Source organism: Amorphoplanes digitatis (assembly GCF_014205335.1).
GTDB lineage: Bacteria > Actinomycetota > Actinomycetes > Mycobacteriales > Micromonosporaceae > Actinoplanes > Actinoplanes digitatus.
In genome coordinates this window covers 7,915,585-7,932,828 of sequence record NZ_JACHNH010000001.1, presented here as the reverse complement: position 1 = coordinate 7,932,828, position 17,244 = coordinate 7,915,585, and the positions used below count along the sequence as shown (strand labels likewise).

Below are 17,244 nucleotides of genomic sequence, written 5' to 3'. Positions count from 1 at the left end.
ACATGACCGATATCAAGGCGCAGATCGACGTCCTACCGGGCCTAGATCCGCACGCACCGTTGCTCGAGGTCACCGATCTGCACGTGGAGTTCCGCACCCAGTACGGCGTCGCGCGCGCCGTCAACGGCGCCAACTTCCTGCTGTCGCCCGGCGAGACCCTCGCCATCCTCGGCGAGTCCGGCTGCGGCAAGTCCGTGACCGCGCAGGCGATCATGGGCATCCTCGACAGCCCGCCCGGCTTCATCACCAAGGGCGAGGTCAAGTACCGCGGCCTCGACCTGCTGAAGCTTTCGGAGAACGATCGCCGCAAGGTGCGCGCCAACCAGATCGCGATGATCTTCCAGGACGCGCTGTCGGCGCTGAACCCAGTGTTCACCATCGGCTACCAGATGGCCGAGCTGTTCCGGAAGCACCGCGGCATGTCCCGCGGCGACGCCAAGCGGCGCTCGATCGAGCTGCTCGACCAGGTCAAGATCCCGGCCGCGAAGGCCCGAATCGGCGACTACCCGCACCAGTTCTCCGGCGGCATGCGCCAGCGCGTGATGATCGCGATGGCGCTGGCGCTGGACCCCGAGGTGCTGATCGCCGACGAGCCCACCACGGCGCTCGATGTCACCGTGCAGGCGCAGATCATGCGCCTGCTCGCCGAGCTCCAGCAGCAGCGCAACATGGGCCTCATCCTGATCACCCACGACATGGGCGTGGTCGCCGACGTCGCGGACCGCATCTCGGTGATGTACGCGGGCAAGGTCGTCGAGGAGGCGCCGGTCTACGACATCTACGCGCGACCGGCACACCCGTACACGAAGGCGCTGCTCGAGTCGATCCCGCGGCTCGACATGAAGGGCCAGCAGCTCAAGGTCATCAAGGGCCTCCCGCCCGCGCTGACGGACATCCCGAAGGGTTGCGCCTTCAACCCGCGCTGCACCTACACCCAGGATGTCTGCCGGCAGAACCCGGCGCCGCCGCCGTACTTCGTCGCGCCGGGCCGCACGGCCCGTTGCCACTTCTCGAGGGAGGTTGCGGGCGAATGAGTGACCGCAACGATGTAGTGCTCGAGACCAAGGGTCTCGTGAAGCACTTCCCGATCACCCAGGGCATCGTCTTCAAGTCGAAGGTCGGCGCCGTCCGCGCCGTCGACGGCGTGGACATTCAGCTGCGCCGCGGCGAGACCCTCGGCGTCGTCGGCGAGTCTGGCTGCGGCAAGTCGACGCTGGCCAAGCTGCTTGTCGGCCTCGAGAAGCCGACCTCGGGCGCGATCAACGTCCGTGGTGAGGACATGGTCAAGCTCAGCGGTGGCCGCCTGCGCCGGGCCCGCCGCAACATCCAGATGGTGCTCCAGGACCCGTACACGTCGCTGAATCCCCGCATGACGGTCGGCGACATCATCGGGGAGCCGTTCGAGATCCACCCCGATGTCACGCCCCGCCAGGGCCGTGGCCGGGCGGTGCAGGACCTGCTCGACACGGTCGGCCTCAACCCCGACCACGTCAACCGGTACCCGCACCAGTTCTCGGGCGGACAGCGCCAGCGCATCGGCATCGCCCGCGCGCTGGCCCTGAAGCCGGAGATCATCGTCTGCGACGAGCCGGTCTCGGCGCTCGACGTGTCGATCCAGGCGCAGGTCATGAACCTTCTGGAGGGCCTCCAGAAGGATTTCGGCCTGTCGTACATCTTCATCGCCCACGACCTGTCCGTGGTCCGCCACATCTCGACGCGGGTCGCGGTCATGTACCTGGGCAAGATCGTGGAGATCGGCAACGACCACCAGATCTATGAGCAGCCGACCCACCCGTACACCCAGGCGCTGCTCTCCGCGGTTCCGGTGCCGGACCCGCGGCTGCGCGGTCGTCGCGACGAGATCGTGCTGGAGGGCGACGTCCCGTCGCCGGCCAACCCGCCGTCGGGTTGCCGGTTCCGGACCCGCTGCTGGAAGGCCCAGGCGGTCTGCGCCGAGCAGGAGCCCCTGCTCCAGATCCGGGAGCGCTCGCCGCACCCGAGCGCCTGCCACTTCGCCGAACCCCGCGACGTGGTGCACGCAGTCTGAGCAAGTGCGTTCGAGGAGGGGCCTGCCGATCCGGCGGGCCCCTTTCTCCTACCCCCGTCAGACGGTCAAAGCGGGCCGCGGCCGGCGCGGAGCAGCAACAGGGCCACCTGGGTGCCGTCCGGGCCGAGCGCCTCGCGGAAGCGTTCCACGATCTCCCGCTCGCGGCTGAGCACCAGCCGGGTGCCGCCCGATGCCATCCGGGTGCGGCCGACCTGCTGGCTCAGGCGCGAGCGTTCCAGCCACAGGTCGATAAGCGATTGATCGATCTCGTCGATGCGTTCGCGGATCGTCTTGATCTCTTCAACGGCGGGCTCCGCGCCGGCGCCGGTGGGCTGGTCGATCAGGTTTGCGCTCATGTCGTGCTCCTCGGGTGCTGGCGCCCCGGTCGGCCCGGCCCGGGCAGCATCAAGCCCCGGGCTGGGAGGCCCGGGGCTTGATGTAGGTCTGTCGTTCAGACGCGTCCTACGGTCGCCGGACTTCCGGTGCCGTAGTAAAAAAATCGCGCCTGTTGGATCACGCAGCGAGTATGACCCCGGCCCGGGCCGCTTCGCAAGGAAACGGCCCGAACAGTGGGAATGTCCCGCTCATACAACGGTTTTGCCTGGGTTTTCCGCCGCGGGTCGGCTCAGCCGACCTTCGTGATGCGGTTGGCCGGGCCCGGCGCTACCGGGGCGCCGGCGCCCAGGTAGCCGACCAGGGCGTCGACGTCGAAGCCCGGCGCCGTGGTGCGGCCCGTGCCCAGCGTCAGGTTGGTGAAGCCGTCGCCGCCGTTGGCCAGGAAGTCGTTCGTGGTGACCTGGTAGCTGGCGGCGGGGTCGATCGGGGTGCCGTTGAAGGCCAGGGCCGTCACCTTGGAGCCCGCCGGGGCGGTGCTGTTCCAGGAGTAGGTCAGGCCCGCGGACACCTGGAGGATGCGCTGGGTGGTCTGCCCGCCGAAGCCGACGAACTGCTGCTCCAGCACGTCCTTGAGCTGAGCGCCGGTGAAGGTCTGCGTGACCACCAGGTTGTTGAACGGCTGGACGGTGAACGCCTCGCCGTAGGTGACCTGCCCGTTGGCCTCGCCACCCGACGACAACTCGGCGTCGAAGTCGGCGCGGATGCCACCGGGGTTCATCAGCGCGATCTGTGCGTTGCTGGTCTGTGTCCAGGCCAGCTGCGCGTCGGCGATCACGTCGCCCAGCGGCGACTCGCCGTTGGCGCCGGCGGTGCGGGTGATGTCGCCGGTGATGCTGCCGACCACCCGGTTGGCGATCGGGGCGACCGCGGTGCGGTACTTGTCCGCGACCGCCTTCGCCTTCGCGTCGACCGTGGCCGGGTTCTTCAGGAACACGCCGGCGGCGTCCTTCAGCCAGCCGCCGTTGCCGTCGGAGACGCCGTTCTCCACGATCACGTTCTTGGCCGTGACCTCGGCGAAGCGGCCCGTGCGCCGGTCGATCGAGTAGTCGATGTCGGTGATCAGCTGACCGTTGGTGCCGGCGCTGGTCACGACCGACGTGCCCGCGGAGTTGGGCAGCGTGCACGAGTAGAACCGGTGCGTGTGGCCCGAGACCACCAGGCTGAACTCCGGGTTCAGGCCCGCCACGATCGGCACGATCGGGCCGGAGAAGTTGTTGCAGTCCGACGCGCCGGGAACCGGGACACCCTGGGACGCGCTCTGCTGGCCGCCCTGGTGCACGAGCAGCACCTGCGCCTTGACGCCGAACAGCTTCAGCAGGTTGCCCCACTTGTTGGCCGTCGCGACCTCGTTCTCGAAGCGCACGTTCTTGATCCCGGCCGGGTTGACGATGCCGGGGGTGCCCTCCAGGGTCAGGCCGACGAAGCCGACCGGGACGCCGCCGATGAACTTGATGTCGATCGGCGGGAGGATCGGCAGGCCGGTCTTCTTGTTGATCGTGTTGGCGGCGAGGTAGGTGAACTTCGCGCCCTTGAAGCCGTCGCCGTCCTGGCAGCCGTCGGTCGGGTGGCAGCCGCCCCGCTGCATGCGGATCAGCTCGTCGACACCCTCGTCGAACTCGTGGTTGCCGACCGAGCTCACCTGGAGCCCGACCTCGTTCATCAGCTCGATCGTCGGCTCGTCGTGGAACGCCGCGCTGACCAGCGGGGTGCCGCCGATCAGGTCGCCGGCGCCGACGGTCAGGGTCGACCGGCCGTCCGCGGCCGCCTCGGAGCGCAGGCGCTTCAGGAAGGTCGCGAGGTATTCGACACCGCCGGCCGGCGTGCCGTTCACGGCCGCGCCGCTGCCGCCGGGCGGGTCGATGGCGCCGTGGAAGTCGTTGTAGCTCAGGAACTGGCCCTTGACCGTCTTGCCGGACAGTCCGTAGGAAACGCTGGCGGGCGCCATGCCGGGCAGGTGCTGCGCGGCAGGGGCCGGATTCTCGGAGCGCGTCATCGGCAGGGTGGCGACGACGGCCAGAGCGAGGGCCGGTACGGCGAGATGACGCGTCGCGGCCCAGCCGCGGAGGCGGGGGTGGTCCATAGTATTCGGTCTCCCGATCGGGTCACGGATCAACCAACTGAGACAGCCTCGTGTATCGACGCTGGTCAGCGCTACTACTTCCGGGTGACAGCTTGGTTGCGGCGGCCCGACGATGACCGGTCGGAAGACATATGTCCGACCCTGGACCGCGCTACTGCCCCGGAGAACATTGTCGGTGGTGCGGCATAGACTTGTCCGGCGATGCGAGCCCTTCCGGAAAACTCCCAGCCCCTGTTCGCGATGCCGCCTGTCCAGGGCGGCGGATCACCGGGACAGGACGCTGCGCCCAAGCGGGCGCCGGCCCGCCGGCTTGACCCCGAGTCGCTGCTTGTCGGCCTCAACACCCCGCAGCGCGACGCCGTCACCCACGCCGGGTCGCCGCTGCTGATCGTGGCCGGCGCCGGGTCGGGCAAGACCCGGGTGCTCACCCACCGGATCGCCTACCTGCTGGCCGAGCGGGACGTGCATCCCGGCCAGATCATCGCGATCACCTTCACCAACAAGGCCGCCGGTGAGATGAAGGAGCGGGTCGCCGCGCTGGTCGGGCCGCGGGCCCGGCTGATGTGGGTGTCGACGTTCCACTCGGCGTGCGTGCGCATCCTGCGGGCCGAGCACGAGCACGCCGGGCTGAAGAGCACGTTCTCGATCTACGACGCCGACGACTCGCGGCGGCTGATGCAGATGGTGGCCCGCGAGCTGGATCTCGATCCGAAGCGCTACACCGCCCGCGGCCTCGCCGCCCAGGTGTCGAACCTGAAGAACGAGCTGGTCGAGCCCGAGGAGTTCAAGAACCGGGCGAAAGGCCCCAACGAGCGCGCCGTGGCCGAGGCCTACGTGCTCTACCAGCGCCGCCTGGCCGAGGCGCACGCGCTGGACTTCGACGACATCATCATGGCGACCGTGCACCTGCTCCAGTCGCATCCGCACATCGCCGAGGCATACCGGCGCCGCTTCCGGCACGTGCTCGTCGACGAATACCAGGACACCAACCACGCGCAGTACATGCTGGTGAAGGAGCTGGCCGGGCCGGTGGACGGTGACGTGCCGCCGGGCGAGCTCTGCGTCGTCGGCGACGCCGACCAGTCGATCTACGCGTTCCGCGGCGCCACGATCCGCAACATCCTCGAGTTCGAGCGCGACTATCCCGATGCGCGCACGATCCTGCTGGAGCAGAACTACCGCTCCACCCAGACGATCCTGTCCGCGGCCAACGCGGTGATCGACCGCAACACGTCGCGCAAGCCCAAGCGGCTCTGGAGCGACCAGGGCGCCGGCGAGCAGATCGTCGGCTACGTCGCCGACACCGAGCACGCCGAGGCCGACTGGGTGGCCCGCGAGATCGACCGGCTCGGCGACAACCACGAGGTGCGCCCCGGCGACGTCGCGGTCTTCTACCGCACCAACGCGCAGTCGCGTGTCTTCGAGGAGGTGTTCATCCGCGTCGGCCTGCCCTACAAGGTGGTCGGCGGTGTGCGCTTCTACGAGCGCAAGGAGGTCCGCGACGCGCTGGCCTACCTGCGCGCGGTGGTCAACGACGACGACACGGTGAGCATCCGCCGCGTGCTCAACACCCCGCGCCGCGGCATCGGCGACCGGGCCGAGGCCTGCGTCGAGGCGCTGTCCACACGCGACCGCATCTCGTTCGGCCAGGCCCTGCGCGGCGCCAAGGACGCACCGGGCATCTCGACCCGCGCGGCGAACAGCATCGCCGACTTCGTGCGGCTCCTCGACGACCTGCGGGAGCTGTCCAGGACGGCGCCACCCGAGGAGGTGCTTGAGGCGGCGCTTCAGCGCTCGGGCCTGCTGTCCGAATTGGAGGACAGCCTCGACCCGCAGGACCAGGGCCGGGTGGAGAACCTCCAGGAGCTGGTCAGCGTCGCCCGCGAATACACCGAGCGGGTCGAGGCGCAGGCCGACGAGGACGACGACGCGCCGGCCGCGAGTCTCGCCGGCTTCCTCGAGCAGGTCGCGCTCGTCGCCGACGCCGACCAGATCCCCAGCGACGACCCGGACCACCAGGGCGTGGTCACCCTGATGACGCTGCACACGGCGAAGGGCCTCGAGTTCCCGGTGGTGTTCCTGACCGGCCTCGAGGACGGCGTGTTCCCGCACATGCGCGCGCTGGGCGACAACGCCGAGCTCGAGGAGGAGCGCCGGCTCGCCTACGTCGGCATCACCCGGGCCCGGCAGCGGCTCTACCTGTCCCGGGCGGTGACCCGGTCGGGGTGGGGCCAGCCGCAGTACAACCCGCCGTCACGCTTCACCGACGAGCTGCCGGCCGAGCTGGTCCGCTGGGAGCGCACCGCGGCTTCCTACACGTCGTGGTCCGGCACGGGCGGGGGCGTCGGTGGTCGCGGTGGGGGAGACCGCGGACGCGGCGGAGGCTTCGCAGGGGGTACGCCCAAGGCGCAGCAACTCGCCTCGCGCCTCGGCGTCGACGCCAGCAGGCTCACGACGGCGAGCGAGATGAAGCAGACGCCGAAGGTGGAGGCCGGAGACCGGGTCAACCATCAGCGCTACGGCCTCGGGCGTGTCGTGACCGTGGAGGGCCATGGCCCCGGCGCGCGCGCCCAGATCGACTTCGGCGACCAGGTCATGTGGCTGGTGCTACGCCACGCCCCGGTCGAGAAGCTCTGACGCGCCTCCCGGCGTAGCGGGGCTCAGCCGCGGGCGGCGCAGCCGCCGAGGTTGACGCCGTGGTCCTGCATCCAGCGGGTCGGCTCGATCGGGTTCTTGTAGCTGCCCTTGTGTACCTCGAAGTGCAGGTGCGGGCCGGTCGAGTGGCCCGTGGAGCCCTCGTTGCCGATCTGGTCGCCGGCCTTGACGGCCTGGCCCGTCTTGGTGGTGATGGCCGACATGTGGCCGTAGTGGGTCAGGTAGCCGTTGCCGTGGTCGATCAGCACCGCGTTGCCGTAGCCGTCCTCCACGCCCGCCGACACGACCCTTCCCGCGCCCGCGGCGCGGATCGGGGTGCCGGTCGGCGCGGCCAGGTCGACGCCCGCGTGCAGGCGGCCCCAGCGCGCGCCGAAGCAGGACGTCACCGAGCCCTCGGGCATCGGGTCGACCCACAGCCGCGGCTTGGGCTTGCGGCTCTGCGCGACGGCCGGCATGCCGGTGTCCAGCGACAGCCCGTCGCCGGCGGCACGGAGGCCGGCGTCGGCGTCGGACGCGAGCGGGATGGTCATCGGCTCGGAGGTCTTGAGCTGTGCGGCGGCCGGGGTGCGCGCCTTGGCGGAGGCCGGGCCCGAGGAGGCGCTGAAGTACAGGCCCGCGATGCCCGCGGCGCCGACGCTGGCGACGAGCGCGGCGGCCATCACGAAGTGGCCCTTGCGGGCGGCCGGCTCGGCCGGGTCCCGGTGGGTGTGCGAATCGGCCGTCCGGCGGTGGCGACCCCAGATGTTCCCGTTGGCTCGATGCTGCTGCACGACGGGGTGATCCTCCAAGGGTCTCGGCGTCCGACACATGCCTGTCGGCACCGCACCGCGGATCTTGAGGAGAATCGGCCCGGCGCTACCGCCGCGGTTGCGGCGCGGTTGCGGGCGCGACGTGACGTCGATCCGGGAGGACGGCCGGCCTGATGCGCGCGTTCCTCCGGGACCGGCGGACACGAAAACGCGGCCGGACCGTGAGGTCCAGCCGCGACGGGTCGTGCGGGATCAGGAGGCGCCGACTCCGTAGACCGACTCGATCCGGAGCTTGATGTCGACGCCCTGCTCGCGCAGGAAGACGATCGGGTCGGTCGTCGCGCCGTTGACGTGCACCTCGAGGTGCAGGTGCGTGCCGTAGGAGTAGCCGGTGTTGCCGACCTCGCCGATGATCTGGCCGGCCTTGACGGTGTCGCCGGCCTTGACCATGAGCCGCCGGGAGTGCGCGTAGATCATCTCGGTGCCGTCGGCGTGCTTGACGGTGATGGCGTAGCCGTAGCCGCCGTTGTAACCCGCGGCGGTCACCTGGCCGGCGTGCACGGCCTTGTAGGGGGTGCCCTCGGGCGCCGCCAGGTCGATGCCGGCGTGCAGCTTGCCGAAGCGGACCCCGTAGGGCGAGGTGAACTGGTAGTCGTCGAGCGGGAGCAGCCAGGCCTCGGCCTCGGCCTGCTCGTCGGAGATCTTGGTGCTGGCGGTGCGGTCCTCGCCGCGCGACGCGCGGTCGCCGTCGGCCGAGCGGTCGGCGAGGGCGTCGCCCGCCTCGAGGTTCTGGAGGACCGACGGGTTGATGGTCTTCGCGTCCGGCAGCTGCGAGGCGGCACCGAGGGCCACGACGCCGGCGCCGACGAAGGCGGAGGTGACAACTACCGCGTAGCGGCTGCGCGGAGGTGTGGGTACGCGGCGGCGGCCGCGATAGCGGTCGGGCTCAGACGACAAGCGCTGACGCACGAACAACCCTCCGTCGGTGGCAAAGAAGCGGCAACCACCAAGCTGGAACAGGTGCTGAACGGTGGTTTGCCGGGCGGTCGGTCTGGGGTTAACCAGTTGACAGCCGTGGGCCACGGTAACGAAACGCAACCCCAGTCACAAGTCGCAGCGCCAATTCCCTGACAGTTACCTGTCGGCATTCGGGGGCGATTGTCCGAGTTGGTTGCATTTCTGAGTAGGGGCAGTGTTGGCTCTCCGTAACTGTGTTTTCAACACAAAGTCATGTGACGTGGAATACCTTTAACGGTGCTTGCTTAGTGGGGCCGGATGCTCTTGCGCCGGCAGGTAGTACGGGGCCGCGGCTTCCGGGGTTCAACCGCGGCGGGTTACCGTTCGTTCAGGTGGCAGTTCAGATGGTCGGCCGGCAGTGCGGCCGGTATGCGCCGAAGGGGTCGCAGATGCAAGCACGAATCAGGGTCGTGGTGGCCAAGCCGGGGCTGGACGGGCACGACCGCGGCGCGAAGGTCGTGGCCCGGGCGTTGCGGGACGCCGGCATGGAGGTCGTGTACACCGGCCTGCACCAGACGCCCGAGCAGATTGTCGAAACGGCGATCCAGGAGGACGCGGACGCCATCGGGCTGTCGGTGCTCTCGGGTGCGCACATGACGCTGTTTCGGCGCGTAGTGGAACTGTTAGCGCAGCGTGATGCTGCCGATATCGTGGTATTCGGCGGCGGCATCATTCCGCCCGACGACATTGCCGAACTGGAGAAGATCGGCGTAGCGCATATCTTTACGCCGGGCGCCACCACCGCATCCATCATCGAATGGGTACGCGCCAATGTGGCCACGCCTGTAGCGTGACCATTTAACTGCGAAGAGTTAAGGGGAGAGGCCGGACGCACCCCTCACACGTCCGGCCTCTCTATGCACGATGCCCCGCCGCCACCCCTCGACCGACAGGGCATCGGCCGCTTTCATCGGCGCTCAGCGCTCCGACATCACACTCAACGACGCCTCCCGAGCGGGGTTACGCGACCAGGGGCCACTTTTTCCCGTTTTTCCCGGACGCCGCCGCGAGGCTCCCGGTGAGCCCTCGCCGGCGGTCCGTCGCCGACTTGGCTGCGGACGGCGCCCGACTGGCGTAGAACTCGACCTGTGCCGTCTTGCACACCGCGCACCCGCGACGGTACGAGCGGGGGCCGGGTGGCTAGGCTGCGAATTGAGGCCCTAGGGCCGACATTTCTCTCACGCTGGCGGCGACGCAACGACGCGCCGCGGACATCAGGTCGGGACGCAGGTACGCGGCTTGCCGGGGCAAGCGTCGCGAGCGAAAGGAGACACGTGGACCTGTTCGAGTATCAGGGGCGCGACCTGTTCGAACGGCACGGGCTGCCCGTGCTGGGCGGCGGCGTCGCCGAGACCCCGCAGGAGGCCCGCGCGATCGCCGAGCGACTCGGCGGCCGGGTCGTGGTCAAGGCCCAGGTGAAGGTCGGCGGCCGCGGCAAGGCCGGCGGCGTCAAGCTCGCCGCCGACGCGGCCGAGGCCGAGGCCCGCGCGGGCGACATCCTCGGTATGGACATCAAGGGCCACACCGTGCACAAGGTGATGTTGGCGGAGACGGCGGACATCAAGGAGGAGTACTACTTCTCCTACCTGCTGGACCGGGCCAACCGCACCTTCCTCTGCATCGCCAGCGTCGCCGGCGGCATGGAGATCGAGACGGTCGCCGAGGAGGACCCCGAGCGGGTCGCCAAGATCGCGATCGACGCCAACGAGGGCGTTGACGAGGCCAAGGCGCGCGAGATCGTCGCCGCCGCCAAGTTCCCGGCCGAGGTCGCCGAGCACGTCGTCGACATCGCGGTGAAGCTCTGGCAGGCCTTCGTCGCCGAGGACGCCACCCTGGTCGAGGTCAACCCGCTCGCCAAGGTCGGCGACGGCCGGGTGCTCTGCCTGGACGCGAAGATCACCCTGGACGAGAACGCCGGCTTCCGGCACGCCGACCACGAGGCGCTGGTCGACCAGTCCGCGGTCGACCCGCTGGAGCAGGCCGCCAAGGCCAAGAACCTCAACTACGTCAAGCTCGACGGCGAGGTCGGCATCATCGGCAACGGCGCGGGCCTGGTCATGTCGACCCTCGACGTGGTCGCGTACGCGGGCGAGAAGCACGGCGGCGTCAAGCCGGCCAACTTCCTCGACATCGGCGGCGGCGCCAGCGCGCAGGTCATGGCGAACGGCCTCGAGATCGTGCTCGGTGACCCGGCGGTCAAGTCGGTCTTCGTGAACGTCTTCGGCGGCATCACCGCGTGCGACGAGGTCGCCAACGGCATCATCCAGGCACTGGCCCTGCTCGGCGAGCGCGGCGAGGCGGTCAACAAGCCGCTCGTGGTGCGCCTCGACGGCAACAACGCCGAGGCCGGCCGGGCGATCCTGGACTCGGCCGACAACCCGCTGGTGCAGCGGGTGGACACGATGGACGGTGCGGCCGAGCGTGCCGCCGAGCTCGCGGCTGCGGGGAAGTGACGACATGGCTATCTGGCTCACCAAGGACTCCAAGGTCATCGTCCAGGGCATGACCGGCTCGGAGGGCTCCAAGCACACCCGCCGGATGCTCGCCGCCGGCACCAACGTGGTCGGCGGCGTCAACCCGCGCAAGGCGGGCACGAGCGTCGACTTCGACGGCACGTCGCTGCCGGTCTTCGCCTCCGTAGGCGAGGCGATCAAGGAGACCGGCGCGGATGTGTCGGTCATCTTCGTGCCGCCGGCGTTCACCAAGGCGGCGGTGCTCGAGGCGATCGACGCCGAGATCCCGCTGGCCGTGGTGATCACCGAGGGCGTGCCGGTGCAGGACTCGGCCGCGTTCTGGGCGTACAACATCGCGCAGGGGCAGAAGACCCGCATCATCGGCCCGAACTGCCCCGGCATCGCCTCGCCGGGCGCCTCCAACGCCGGCATCATCCCGGCCGACATCACGCCGGCCGGCCGCATCGGCCTGGTCAGCAAGAGCGGAACGCTGACCTACCAGCTCATGTACGAGCTGCGGGACTTCGGCTTCTCCACCTGTGTCGGCATCGGCGGCGACCCGATCATCGGCACCACGCACATCGACGCGCTGAAGGCGTTCCAGGATGACCCGGACACCGACGCGATCGTGATGATCGGCGAGATCGGCGGCGACGCCGAGGAGCGCGCGGCCGAGTTCATCAAGGCCAACGTGACCAAGCCGGTCGTCGGCTACATCGCCGGCTTCACCGCCCCGCCCGGCAAGACCATGGGCCACGCGGGCGCGATCATCTCCGGCTCGGCCGGCACCGCCGACGCCAAGAAGGAGGCCCTCGAGGCCGCCGGCGTCAAGGTCGGCAAGACCCCGAGCGAGACCGCGCGGCTCATGCGCGAGGTCATGAGCTGATTCGGGTACGGCAACCGGCGCGCCGCCGCACGGATCCTCGGATTCCGTACGGCGGCGCGTCGCCGTTATGGGCGTTCTTGACACCGCCTGAGGAATCGTTAGGCGGCGCGCCGCCGTTTCTGCGTCGCCGCAGCCCGCCCGGCGTGGAAAAGTAGGCCGCGATGCCGACCACCCCCGACCTTCCCGATGGTCGACCCGCCGGCTCGGAGGACCAGTTCGAGGCCGCCGAGGCGGTTCACCTTGCCGCGCGCGAGACGGTGCCGGTCGATGTGCGCCCCTCGGTGCCCGCCGGCCATCCCACGGTGACGGTCGATCCGGGTGACCGCGCGACCGTGCGGATCGATCCGCGCAACCACAAGACTGTCAAGCTGCCCACCCAGCGCCGCCCGAGCGAATCGCGGCGCCGCGCACCGCTGCTGGTTGCCGCCGGCTTCGCGACGTTCTGGGCCGCGCTGGTGTCCTACGTTCCGGTCGCCGCCGTCGTCGGGCTCGCCCGCACGCTCGAGGGCCAGGGCGGGCTGGGCGGCGCCTCGCACGCCGGCCTGGCGGGCTGGCTGCTCGGCCACGGCGTGCCGATCGGCACCTCCATCGGCCCGCTGGGTGTCGCGCCGCTGCTGCTGACCCTGCTGGCCGGCTGGCGCCTCAACCGCGCCGGCCTGCACGTGACCCGCGCGATCGGCGCCCGGCGCCGCGGCTCGCCCCGGGCGGCCCTGCTGGTGGCGACGACGATCGGCCTCGCGTACGCGCTCCTGGGCGCCGGCGCGGCGCTCGCGGTGGACGGCCGGGGCACGGAGGTCTCCGCCGGGCGCGCGGCCCTGAACTTCTTCCTCGCCGGGCTGGCGTTCTCCCTGATCGGCGCGCTGCGCGGCACGGAGGCGCTGGTCGTGACGGCCCGCCGGATCCCGCCGGCGCTGCGCCACGGGCTGCGCGCCGGGGTGGTGTCGGCGCTGCTGATCCTCGCGGCGGGCGCGGCCCTCGCCGGGCTGTCGGTGGCGGTCGGCGGCGGCCAGGCGGCGGACATGATCTCCGCATACCGGACCGGGGTGGCGGGTCAGGCCGGCATCACGCTGCTCAGCCTCGCCTACGGCGCGAACGGCGTGGTCTGGGCGACGGCGTACCTGCTGGGTCCCGGCTTCCTGCTGGGCACCGACTCGGCGATCCGGCTCACCGAGGTGACGGTCGGGCCGCTGCCGACGCTGCCGCTGCTGGCGGGCCTGCCGGACGGCCCGATGGGCGCGAGCGGCGCGGCGCTGCTCGCGGTGCCGGTCCTCGCGGCGATGGCGTCGGGCTGGCTGCTCACCCGCCGGCTCGTCGGCGTGCACCACGTCGCCGACGGCCACCTTGCGCCGCGCAACCCGCGCAACCCGGGCGACCCGGCGCCGGCCGAGCCGGCCTGGTCGCTGGTGCTCGGCGCGGCGCTGCTGTCCGGACCGGTCGCCGGGCTCGTGCTCGGCGTGCTGTCCTGGATGTCGGGCGGCCCGCTCGGCAACGGGCGGCTCGCCGAGATCGGGCCGGTGCCGTGGCAGGTCGCGCTCGTCGCGACGATCGTGGTCGCGGTGTCCGCGAGCATCGGCGCGGCGGCGGGCCGCGCCTTCCGGGCACCGGCCCGCAAGTAGCCTCCGGTACCCCGTACGACAACGGGCGCCCGGGCCGTGAGGCCCGAGCGCCCGTTCTGGCGCTACCGCGTCAGTTGCCGGTGATGCTGTCGTAGCCACCGGTGGAGTAGAAGATGATCTGAACGATGAGCAGCACGGCGATGATGCCGAAGCTGACAAAGGCCAGGGTCGGCTGCTTGCCGACCTTGCGGGCCTCGAGCAGGCTCAGGATCGCGAACACGATCGCGAGCGGGGTGCAGCAGAAAGCGAACACGATGCCGAGGACGCCCCAGAGCGTCGTCTTGTCGTTGGCCGCGGGGGCCGGCTGTCCGTAGGGCGGTGGCGTCACGGCGAATCCTCCAGATAAATCCGTGCAGTGCGGTATGGGGTGAACCATGTGCGCACGCGGGCCATCACGTGAGCGGCCAGCAGCCTAACCGATGATCAAAGGTTTCCGCTGTCCTTGAAACGACCCGTTTAGCGGCCCGGACCTGCTCGACGATAGGGTGCTCGGGTGACAGACCCCGCGCCCGCCCGCCTGGTCGTCCTCGTCTCCGGCTCCGGCTCCAACCTGCAAGCACTCCTCGACGCCGCCGCGGATCCCGCGTACGGCGCGAGGGTCGTGGCCGTCGGCGCCGACCGGGACGGCACGGTCGGACTCGACAGGGCGGCAAGAGCCGGCATTCCCACGTTCGTGGACTCGGTGAAGGCCTACCCGACCCGGGACGACTGGGACGCCGCCCTCGCCGGCCACGTGGCCGCGCACAAGCCCGACCTGGTCATCTCGGCCGGCTTCCTGAAGCTGGTCGGCAAGGAGTTCCTGACCGCGTTCGGTGACCGCTACGTCAACACGCACAACGCGCTGCTGCCGTCGTTCCCGGGCATTCACGGCCCGCGCGACGCCCTCGCGTACGGCGTGAAGATCGCCGGCGCGACCCTCTTCTTCGTCGACGCGGGTGTCGACACCGGACCCATCATCGCCCAGGTCAGCGTTCCCGTGCTCGACGACGACACGGAGGAGACGCTGACCGAGCGGATCAAGGATGCCGAGCGCCGGCAGCTCGTCGAGTACGTCGGCCGGCTGGTCCGCGAAGGCTGGACCATCACGGACAGGAAGGTCTCCATCCCATGACCGAGCGTAGCGAGGGTCGCCGTCCGCTGAGGCGGGCACTGCTCAGCGTGTACGACAAGACCGGCCTGGTCGAGCTCGCGCAGGCGCTGCACGCGGCCGGGGTGCAGGTCGTCTCCACCGGCTCGACCGCGTCGACCGTCGAGGCCGCCGGCGTGCCGGTGACCCGGGTCGAGGAGCTGACCGGATTCCCGGAGTGCCTGGACGGCCGGGTCAAGACGCTGCACCCGAAGGTGCACGCCGGGCTGCTCGCCGACCTGCGGCTGCCGGCGCACTCCGCACAGCTCGCCGACCTGGCGGTCGAGCCGTTCGACCTGCTGGTCAGCAACCTGTACCCGTTCACGCAGACGGTCGCCTCCGGCGCGAGCGTCGACGAGTGCGTCGAGCAGATCGACATCGGCGGCCCGGCGATGGTGCGCGCGGCCGCGAAGAACCACCCGTCGGTCGCCGTGGTGACCTCCGTCGCGGCGTACCCGTTGATCCTGGACGCCCTGCGCGACGGCGGTTTCACGCTGACGCAGCGCAAAATGCTCGCGGCCCGCGCCTTCGCCGACATCGCGGAGTACGACGTCGCGGTCGCCAACTGGTGCGCGACCACCCTCGCGCCGGCGGAGTGGCCGGAGTTCGCCGGGCTGGCGCTCGGGCGCGAGAGCGCGCTGCGCTACGGCGAGAACCCGCACCAGCAGGCCGCGCTCTATCTCGACCCGAACGCGCCCGCGGGGCTCGCGCAGGCCGAGCAGCTGCACGGCAAGGAGATGTCCTACAACAACTATGTGGACGCGGACGCCGCCTGGCGCTCGGCGAACGACTTCACCGAGCCGTGCGTGGCGATCATCAAGCACGCCAACCCGTGCGGCATCGCGATCGGCGCCGACGTCGCCGAGGCGCACCGCAAGGCGCACGCGTGTGACCCGGTGTCGGCGTTCGGCGGGGTCATCGCCGTCAACCGGCCGGTGACCGTCGAGCTGGCGAACCAGCTCGACGGCATCTTCACCGAGGTCATCGTCGCGCCGTCGTTCACCGACGAGGCGCTCGCGGTGTTCCGCGGGAAGAAGAACCTGCGCGTGCTCGTCGCGCCGGCCTGGAGCCCGCCGCCAGCGGAGATCAAGCAGATCGGCGGCGGCGTGCTGGTGCAGCTCTCGGACCGGATCGACGCCGCGGGCGACGACCCGGCGAACTGGACGCTGGCCACCGGCGAGGCGGCCGCGCCCGAGGACCTCGCCGACCTCGCCTTCGCCTGGCGGGCGATCCGGAGCGTGAAGAGCAACGCGATCCTGCTCGCCCACGACGGCGCGGCCGTCGGCGTCGGCATGGGCCAGGTCAACCGGGTCGACGCCGCGCACCTCGCGGTGAGCCGGGCCGGCGCGGACCGGGCCAAGGGCAGCGTTGCCGCCTCGGACGCGTTCTTCCCGTTCCCGGACGGCCTCGAGGTGCTGATCGCGGCCGGCGTCAAGGCGGTCGTGCAGCCGGGCGGCTCGGTGCGCGACAACCTGGTGATCGAGGCGGCCGAGAAGGCGGGCGTCACCGTCTACCTGACCGGCACGCGGCACTTCTACCACTGATGGACGTCGTCCGGAACGAGACCTTCTCCGGCGAGGACTGGGCCCTGGACGAGGTGGAACGCGCACACTACGAGGACTGCGCGTTCCACGACGTCGACTGGTCGGAGGCGAAGCTCGCCGGCTGCACGTTCACGCACTGCGAGTTCGGCAACGTGCGGTTCAACGCCACCGAGCTGACCGACTGCGCTATCACGCAGTCGGTGATCCGCCGCAGCTCGTTCTTCGACGCCACGCTCGCGGGCTGCAAGCTGACCGGCACCCAGTTCCTCGACTGTGGGCTCCGGCCGCTCACCGTCGACGGCGGTGACTGGGGTTTCGTCTCGCTGCGCGGTGCCAACCTCACCGCCGCGCGGTTCGGCGGCCTGCGGCTGCGCGAGGCGGACCTCACCAACGCCGACCTCACCAGGGCGGACCTGCGCGGCGCGGACCTCTCGAACGCCCGGCTGCAGGGCGCGGTGCTCAAGGGCGCCGACCTGCGCGGAGCCGACCTGGACGGGGTCGCGCTGCGCGACGTCGACATCGACGGCGCGCAGATCGACCTGGCGCAGGCGATGCAGTTCGCCACGGCGTTCGGTGCGCGGGTCAGCGGCTAGCGAGTGGCTTACCTCGCCTATTCGGCCCTCCCGGGTAATGGATCGTTAACCGGCTGATACGGTCCGGAAAAAGTCGTCCTGC

Annotated in this window: 15 protein-coding genes; 10 read left to right on the top strand and 5 right to left on the bottom strand. The window is 70.5% G+C overall.

What is annotated here, in order from left to right; all coding sequences use genetic code 11:
• The first annotated feature begins 2 nt into the window (after positions 1 to 2).
• The gene (locus BJ971_RS34950) at positions 3 to 1,034 is read left to right on the top strand and encodes an ABC transporter ATP-binding protein (protein ID WP_184997566.1); all 1,032 of its coding nucleotides are present in this window, start codon (positions 3 to 5) and stop codon (positions 1,032 to 1,034) included.
• Entirely contained in the window at positions 1,031 to 2,047 is a 1,017-nt protein-coding gene (locus tag BJ971_RS34945) for an ABC transporter ATP-binding protein (RefSeq protein ID WP_184997565.1), read from the top strand. The genes BJ971_RS34950 and BJ971_RS34945 overlap by 4 nt, the downstream gene beginning before the upstream one ends.
• 65 nt (positions 2,048 to 2,112) lie before the next feature.
• Here the strand turns inward: BJ971_RS34945 and BJ971_RS34940 are convergent, their stop codons facing one another.
• Positions 2,113 to 2,403, bottom strand: a complete 291-nt coding sequence (locus tag BJ971_RS34940; protein ID WP_184997564.1) for a chorismate mutase — start codon at positions 2,401 to 2,403, stop codon at positions 2,113 to 2,115.
• A 269-nt stretch (positions 2,404 to 2,672) separates the two neighbouring features.
• On the bottom strand, positions 2,673 to 4,523 hold the full coding sequence (locus BJ971_RS34935; RefSeq protein ID WP_184997563.1) for a bifunctional metallophosphatase/5'-nucleotidase: 1,851 nt from the start codon (positions 4,521 to 4,523) through the stop codon (positions 2,673 to 2,675).
• Between the two features lie 201 nt (positions 4,524 to 4,724).
• Here BJ971_RS34935 and pcrA point away from each other — a divergent pair, with 201 nt between their 5' ends.
• Entirely contained in the window at positions 4,725 to 7,160 is a 2,436-nt protein-coding gene (gene pcrA / locus BJ971_RS34930) for a DNA helicase PcrA (RefSeq protein ID WP_184997562.1), read from the top strand.
• A 23-nt stretch (positions 7,161 to 7,183) separates the two neighbouring features.
• Here pcrA and BJ971_RS34925 read toward each other — a convergent pair whose 3' ends face one another.
• Together BJ971_RS34925 and BJ971_RS34920 are read right to left on the bottom strand one after the other, a co-directional pair.
• Positions 7,184 to 7,948, bottom strand: coding sequence for a M23 family metallopeptidase (locus tag BJ971_RS34925; protein ID WP_239087698.1), 765 nt, complete (start codon positions 7,946 to 7,948; stop codon positions 7,184 to 7,186).
• A gap of 231 nt (positions 7,949 to 8,179) precedes the next feature.
• The gene (locus BJ971_RS34920) at positions 8,180 to 8,896 is read right to left on the bottom strand and encodes a M23 family metallopeptidase (RefSeq protein ID WP_184997560.1); all 717 of its coding nucleotides are present in this window, start codon (positions 8,894 to 8,896) and stop codon (positions 8,180 to 8,182) included.
• Between the two features lie 437 nt (positions 8,897 to 9,333).
• Here BJ971_RS34920 and icmB point away from each other — a divergent pair, with 437 nt between their 5' ends.
• From icmB to BJ971_RS34900, 4 genes are all read left to right on the top strand, one after another.
• Positions 9,334 to 9,738 (top strand): coenzyme B12-dependent isobutyryl CoA mutase small subunit, encoded by a 405-nt coding sequence (icmB, locus tag BJ971_RS34915; protein WP_184997559.1) that lies wholly within the window; start codon positions 9,334 to 9,336, stop codon positions 9,736 to 9,738.
• Between the two features lie 480 nt (positions 9,739 to 10,218).
• Positions 10,219 to 11,397 (top strand): ADP-forming succinate--CoA ligase subunit beta, encoded by a 1,179-nt coding sequence (gene sucC / locus BJ971_RS34910; protein ID WP_184997558.1) that lies wholly within the window; start codon positions 10,219 to 10,221, stop codon positions 11,395 to 11,397.
• Positions 11,398 to 11,401: 4 nt separating this feature from the next.
• The gene (sucD, locus tag BJ971_RS34905) at positions 11,402 to 12,283 is read left to right on the top strand and encodes a succinate--CoA ligase subunit alpha (RefSeq protein ID WP_184997557.1); all 882 of its coding nucleotides are present in this window, start codon (positions 11,402 to 11,404) and stop codon (positions 12,281 to 12,283) included.
• A 161-nt stretch (positions 12,284 to 12,444) separates the two neighbouring features.
• Positions 12,445 to 13,899 (top strand): cell division protein PerM, encoded by a 1,455-nt coding sequence (locus BJ971_RS34900; RefSeq protein WP_184997556.1) that lies wholly within the window; start codon positions 12,445 to 12,447, stop codon positions 13,897 to 13,899.
• Between the two features lie 70 nt (positions 13,900 to 13,969).
• On the opposite strand, the gene BJ971_RS34895 is transcribed toward BJ971_RS34900, so the two are convergent.
• Positions 13,970 to 14,227, bottom strand: coding sequence for a DUF4190 domain-containing protein (locus BJ971_RS34895; protein WP_221480038.1), 258 nt, complete (start codon positions 14,225 to 14,227; stop codon positions 13,970 to 13,972).
• A 165-nt stretch (positions 14,228 to 14,392) separates the two neighbouring features.
• Between BJ971_RS34895 and purN the strand changes: the two genes are divergently transcribed.
• From purN to BJ971_RS34880, 3 genes are read left to right on the top strand one after another with little or no spacing between them, the layout of a single operon-like run.
• Positions 14,393 to 15,010: a phosphoribosylglycinamide formyltransferase gene (gene purN, locus BJ971_RS34890; protein ID WP_184997555.1), complete on the top strand. Its 618-nt coding sequence runs from the start codon at positions 14,393 to 14,395 to the stop codon at positions 15,008 to 15,010.
• On the top strand, positions 15,007 to 16,569 hold the full coding sequence (gene purH, locus BJ971_RS34885) for a bifunctional phosphoribosylaminoimidazolecarboxamide formyltransferase/IMP cyclohydrolase (RefSeq protein ID WP_184997554.1): 1,563 nt from the start codon (positions 15,007 to 15,009) through the stop codon (positions 16,567 to 16,569). The genes purN and purH overlap by 4 nt, the downstream gene beginning before the upstream one ends.
• On the top strand, positions 16,569 to 17,162 hold the full coding sequence (locus BJ971_RS34880) for a pentapeptide repeat-containing protein (protein ID WP_184997553.1): 594 nt from the start codon (positions 16,569 to 16,571) through the stop codon (positions 17,160 to 17,162). The genes purH and BJ971_RS34880 overlap by 1 nt, the downstream gene beginning before the upstream one ends.
• Positions 17,163 to 17,244: the final 82 nt, after the last annotated feature.

What these genes read in the sequence shown, in the direction of transcription:
- BJ971_RS34950 (WP_184997566.1), top strand. Translation starts at nt 3, where the DNA reads ATGACCGATATCAAGGCGCAGATCGACGTCCTACCGGGCCTAGATCCG.
- BJ971_RS34945 (WP_184997565.1), top strand. Translation starts at nt 1,031, where the DNA reads ATGAGTGACCGCAACGATGTAGTGCTCGAGACCAAGGGTCTCGTGAAG.
- BJ971_RS34940 (WP_184997564.1), bottom strand. Translation starts at nt 2,403, where the DNA reads ATGAGCGCAAACCTGATCGACCAGCCCACCGGCGCCGGCGCGGAGCCC.
- BJ971_RS34935 (WP_184997563.1), bottom strand. Translation starts at nt 4,523, where the DNA reads ATGGACCACCCCCGCCTCCGCGGCTGGGCCGCGACGCGTCATCTCGCC.
- pcrA (WP_184997562.1), top strand. Translation starts at nt 4,725, where the DNA reads ATGCGAGCCCTTCCGGAAAACTCCCAGCCCCTGTTCGCGATGCCGCCT.
- icmB (WP_184997559.1), top strand. Translation starts at nt 9,334, where the DNA reads ATGCAAGCACGAATCAGGGTCGTGGTGGCCAAGCCGGGGCTGGACGGG.
- sucD (WP_184997557.1), top strand. Translation starts at nt 11,402, where the DNA reads ATGGCTATCTGGCTCACCAAGGACTCCAAGGTCATCGTCCAGGGCATG.
- BJ971_RS34900 (WP_184997556.1), top strand. Translation starts at nt 12,445, where the DNA reads ATGCCGACCACCCCCGACCTTCCCGATGGTCGACCCGCCGGCTCGGAG.
- purH (WP_184997554.1), top strand. Translation starts at nt 15,007, where the DNA reads ATGACCGAGCGTAGCGAGGGTCGCCGTCCGCTGAGGCGGGCACTGCTC.
- BJ971_RS34880 (WP_184997553.1), top strand. Translation starts at nt 16,569, where the DNA reads ATGGACGTCGTCCGGAACGAGACCTTCTCCGGCGAGGACTGGGCCCTG.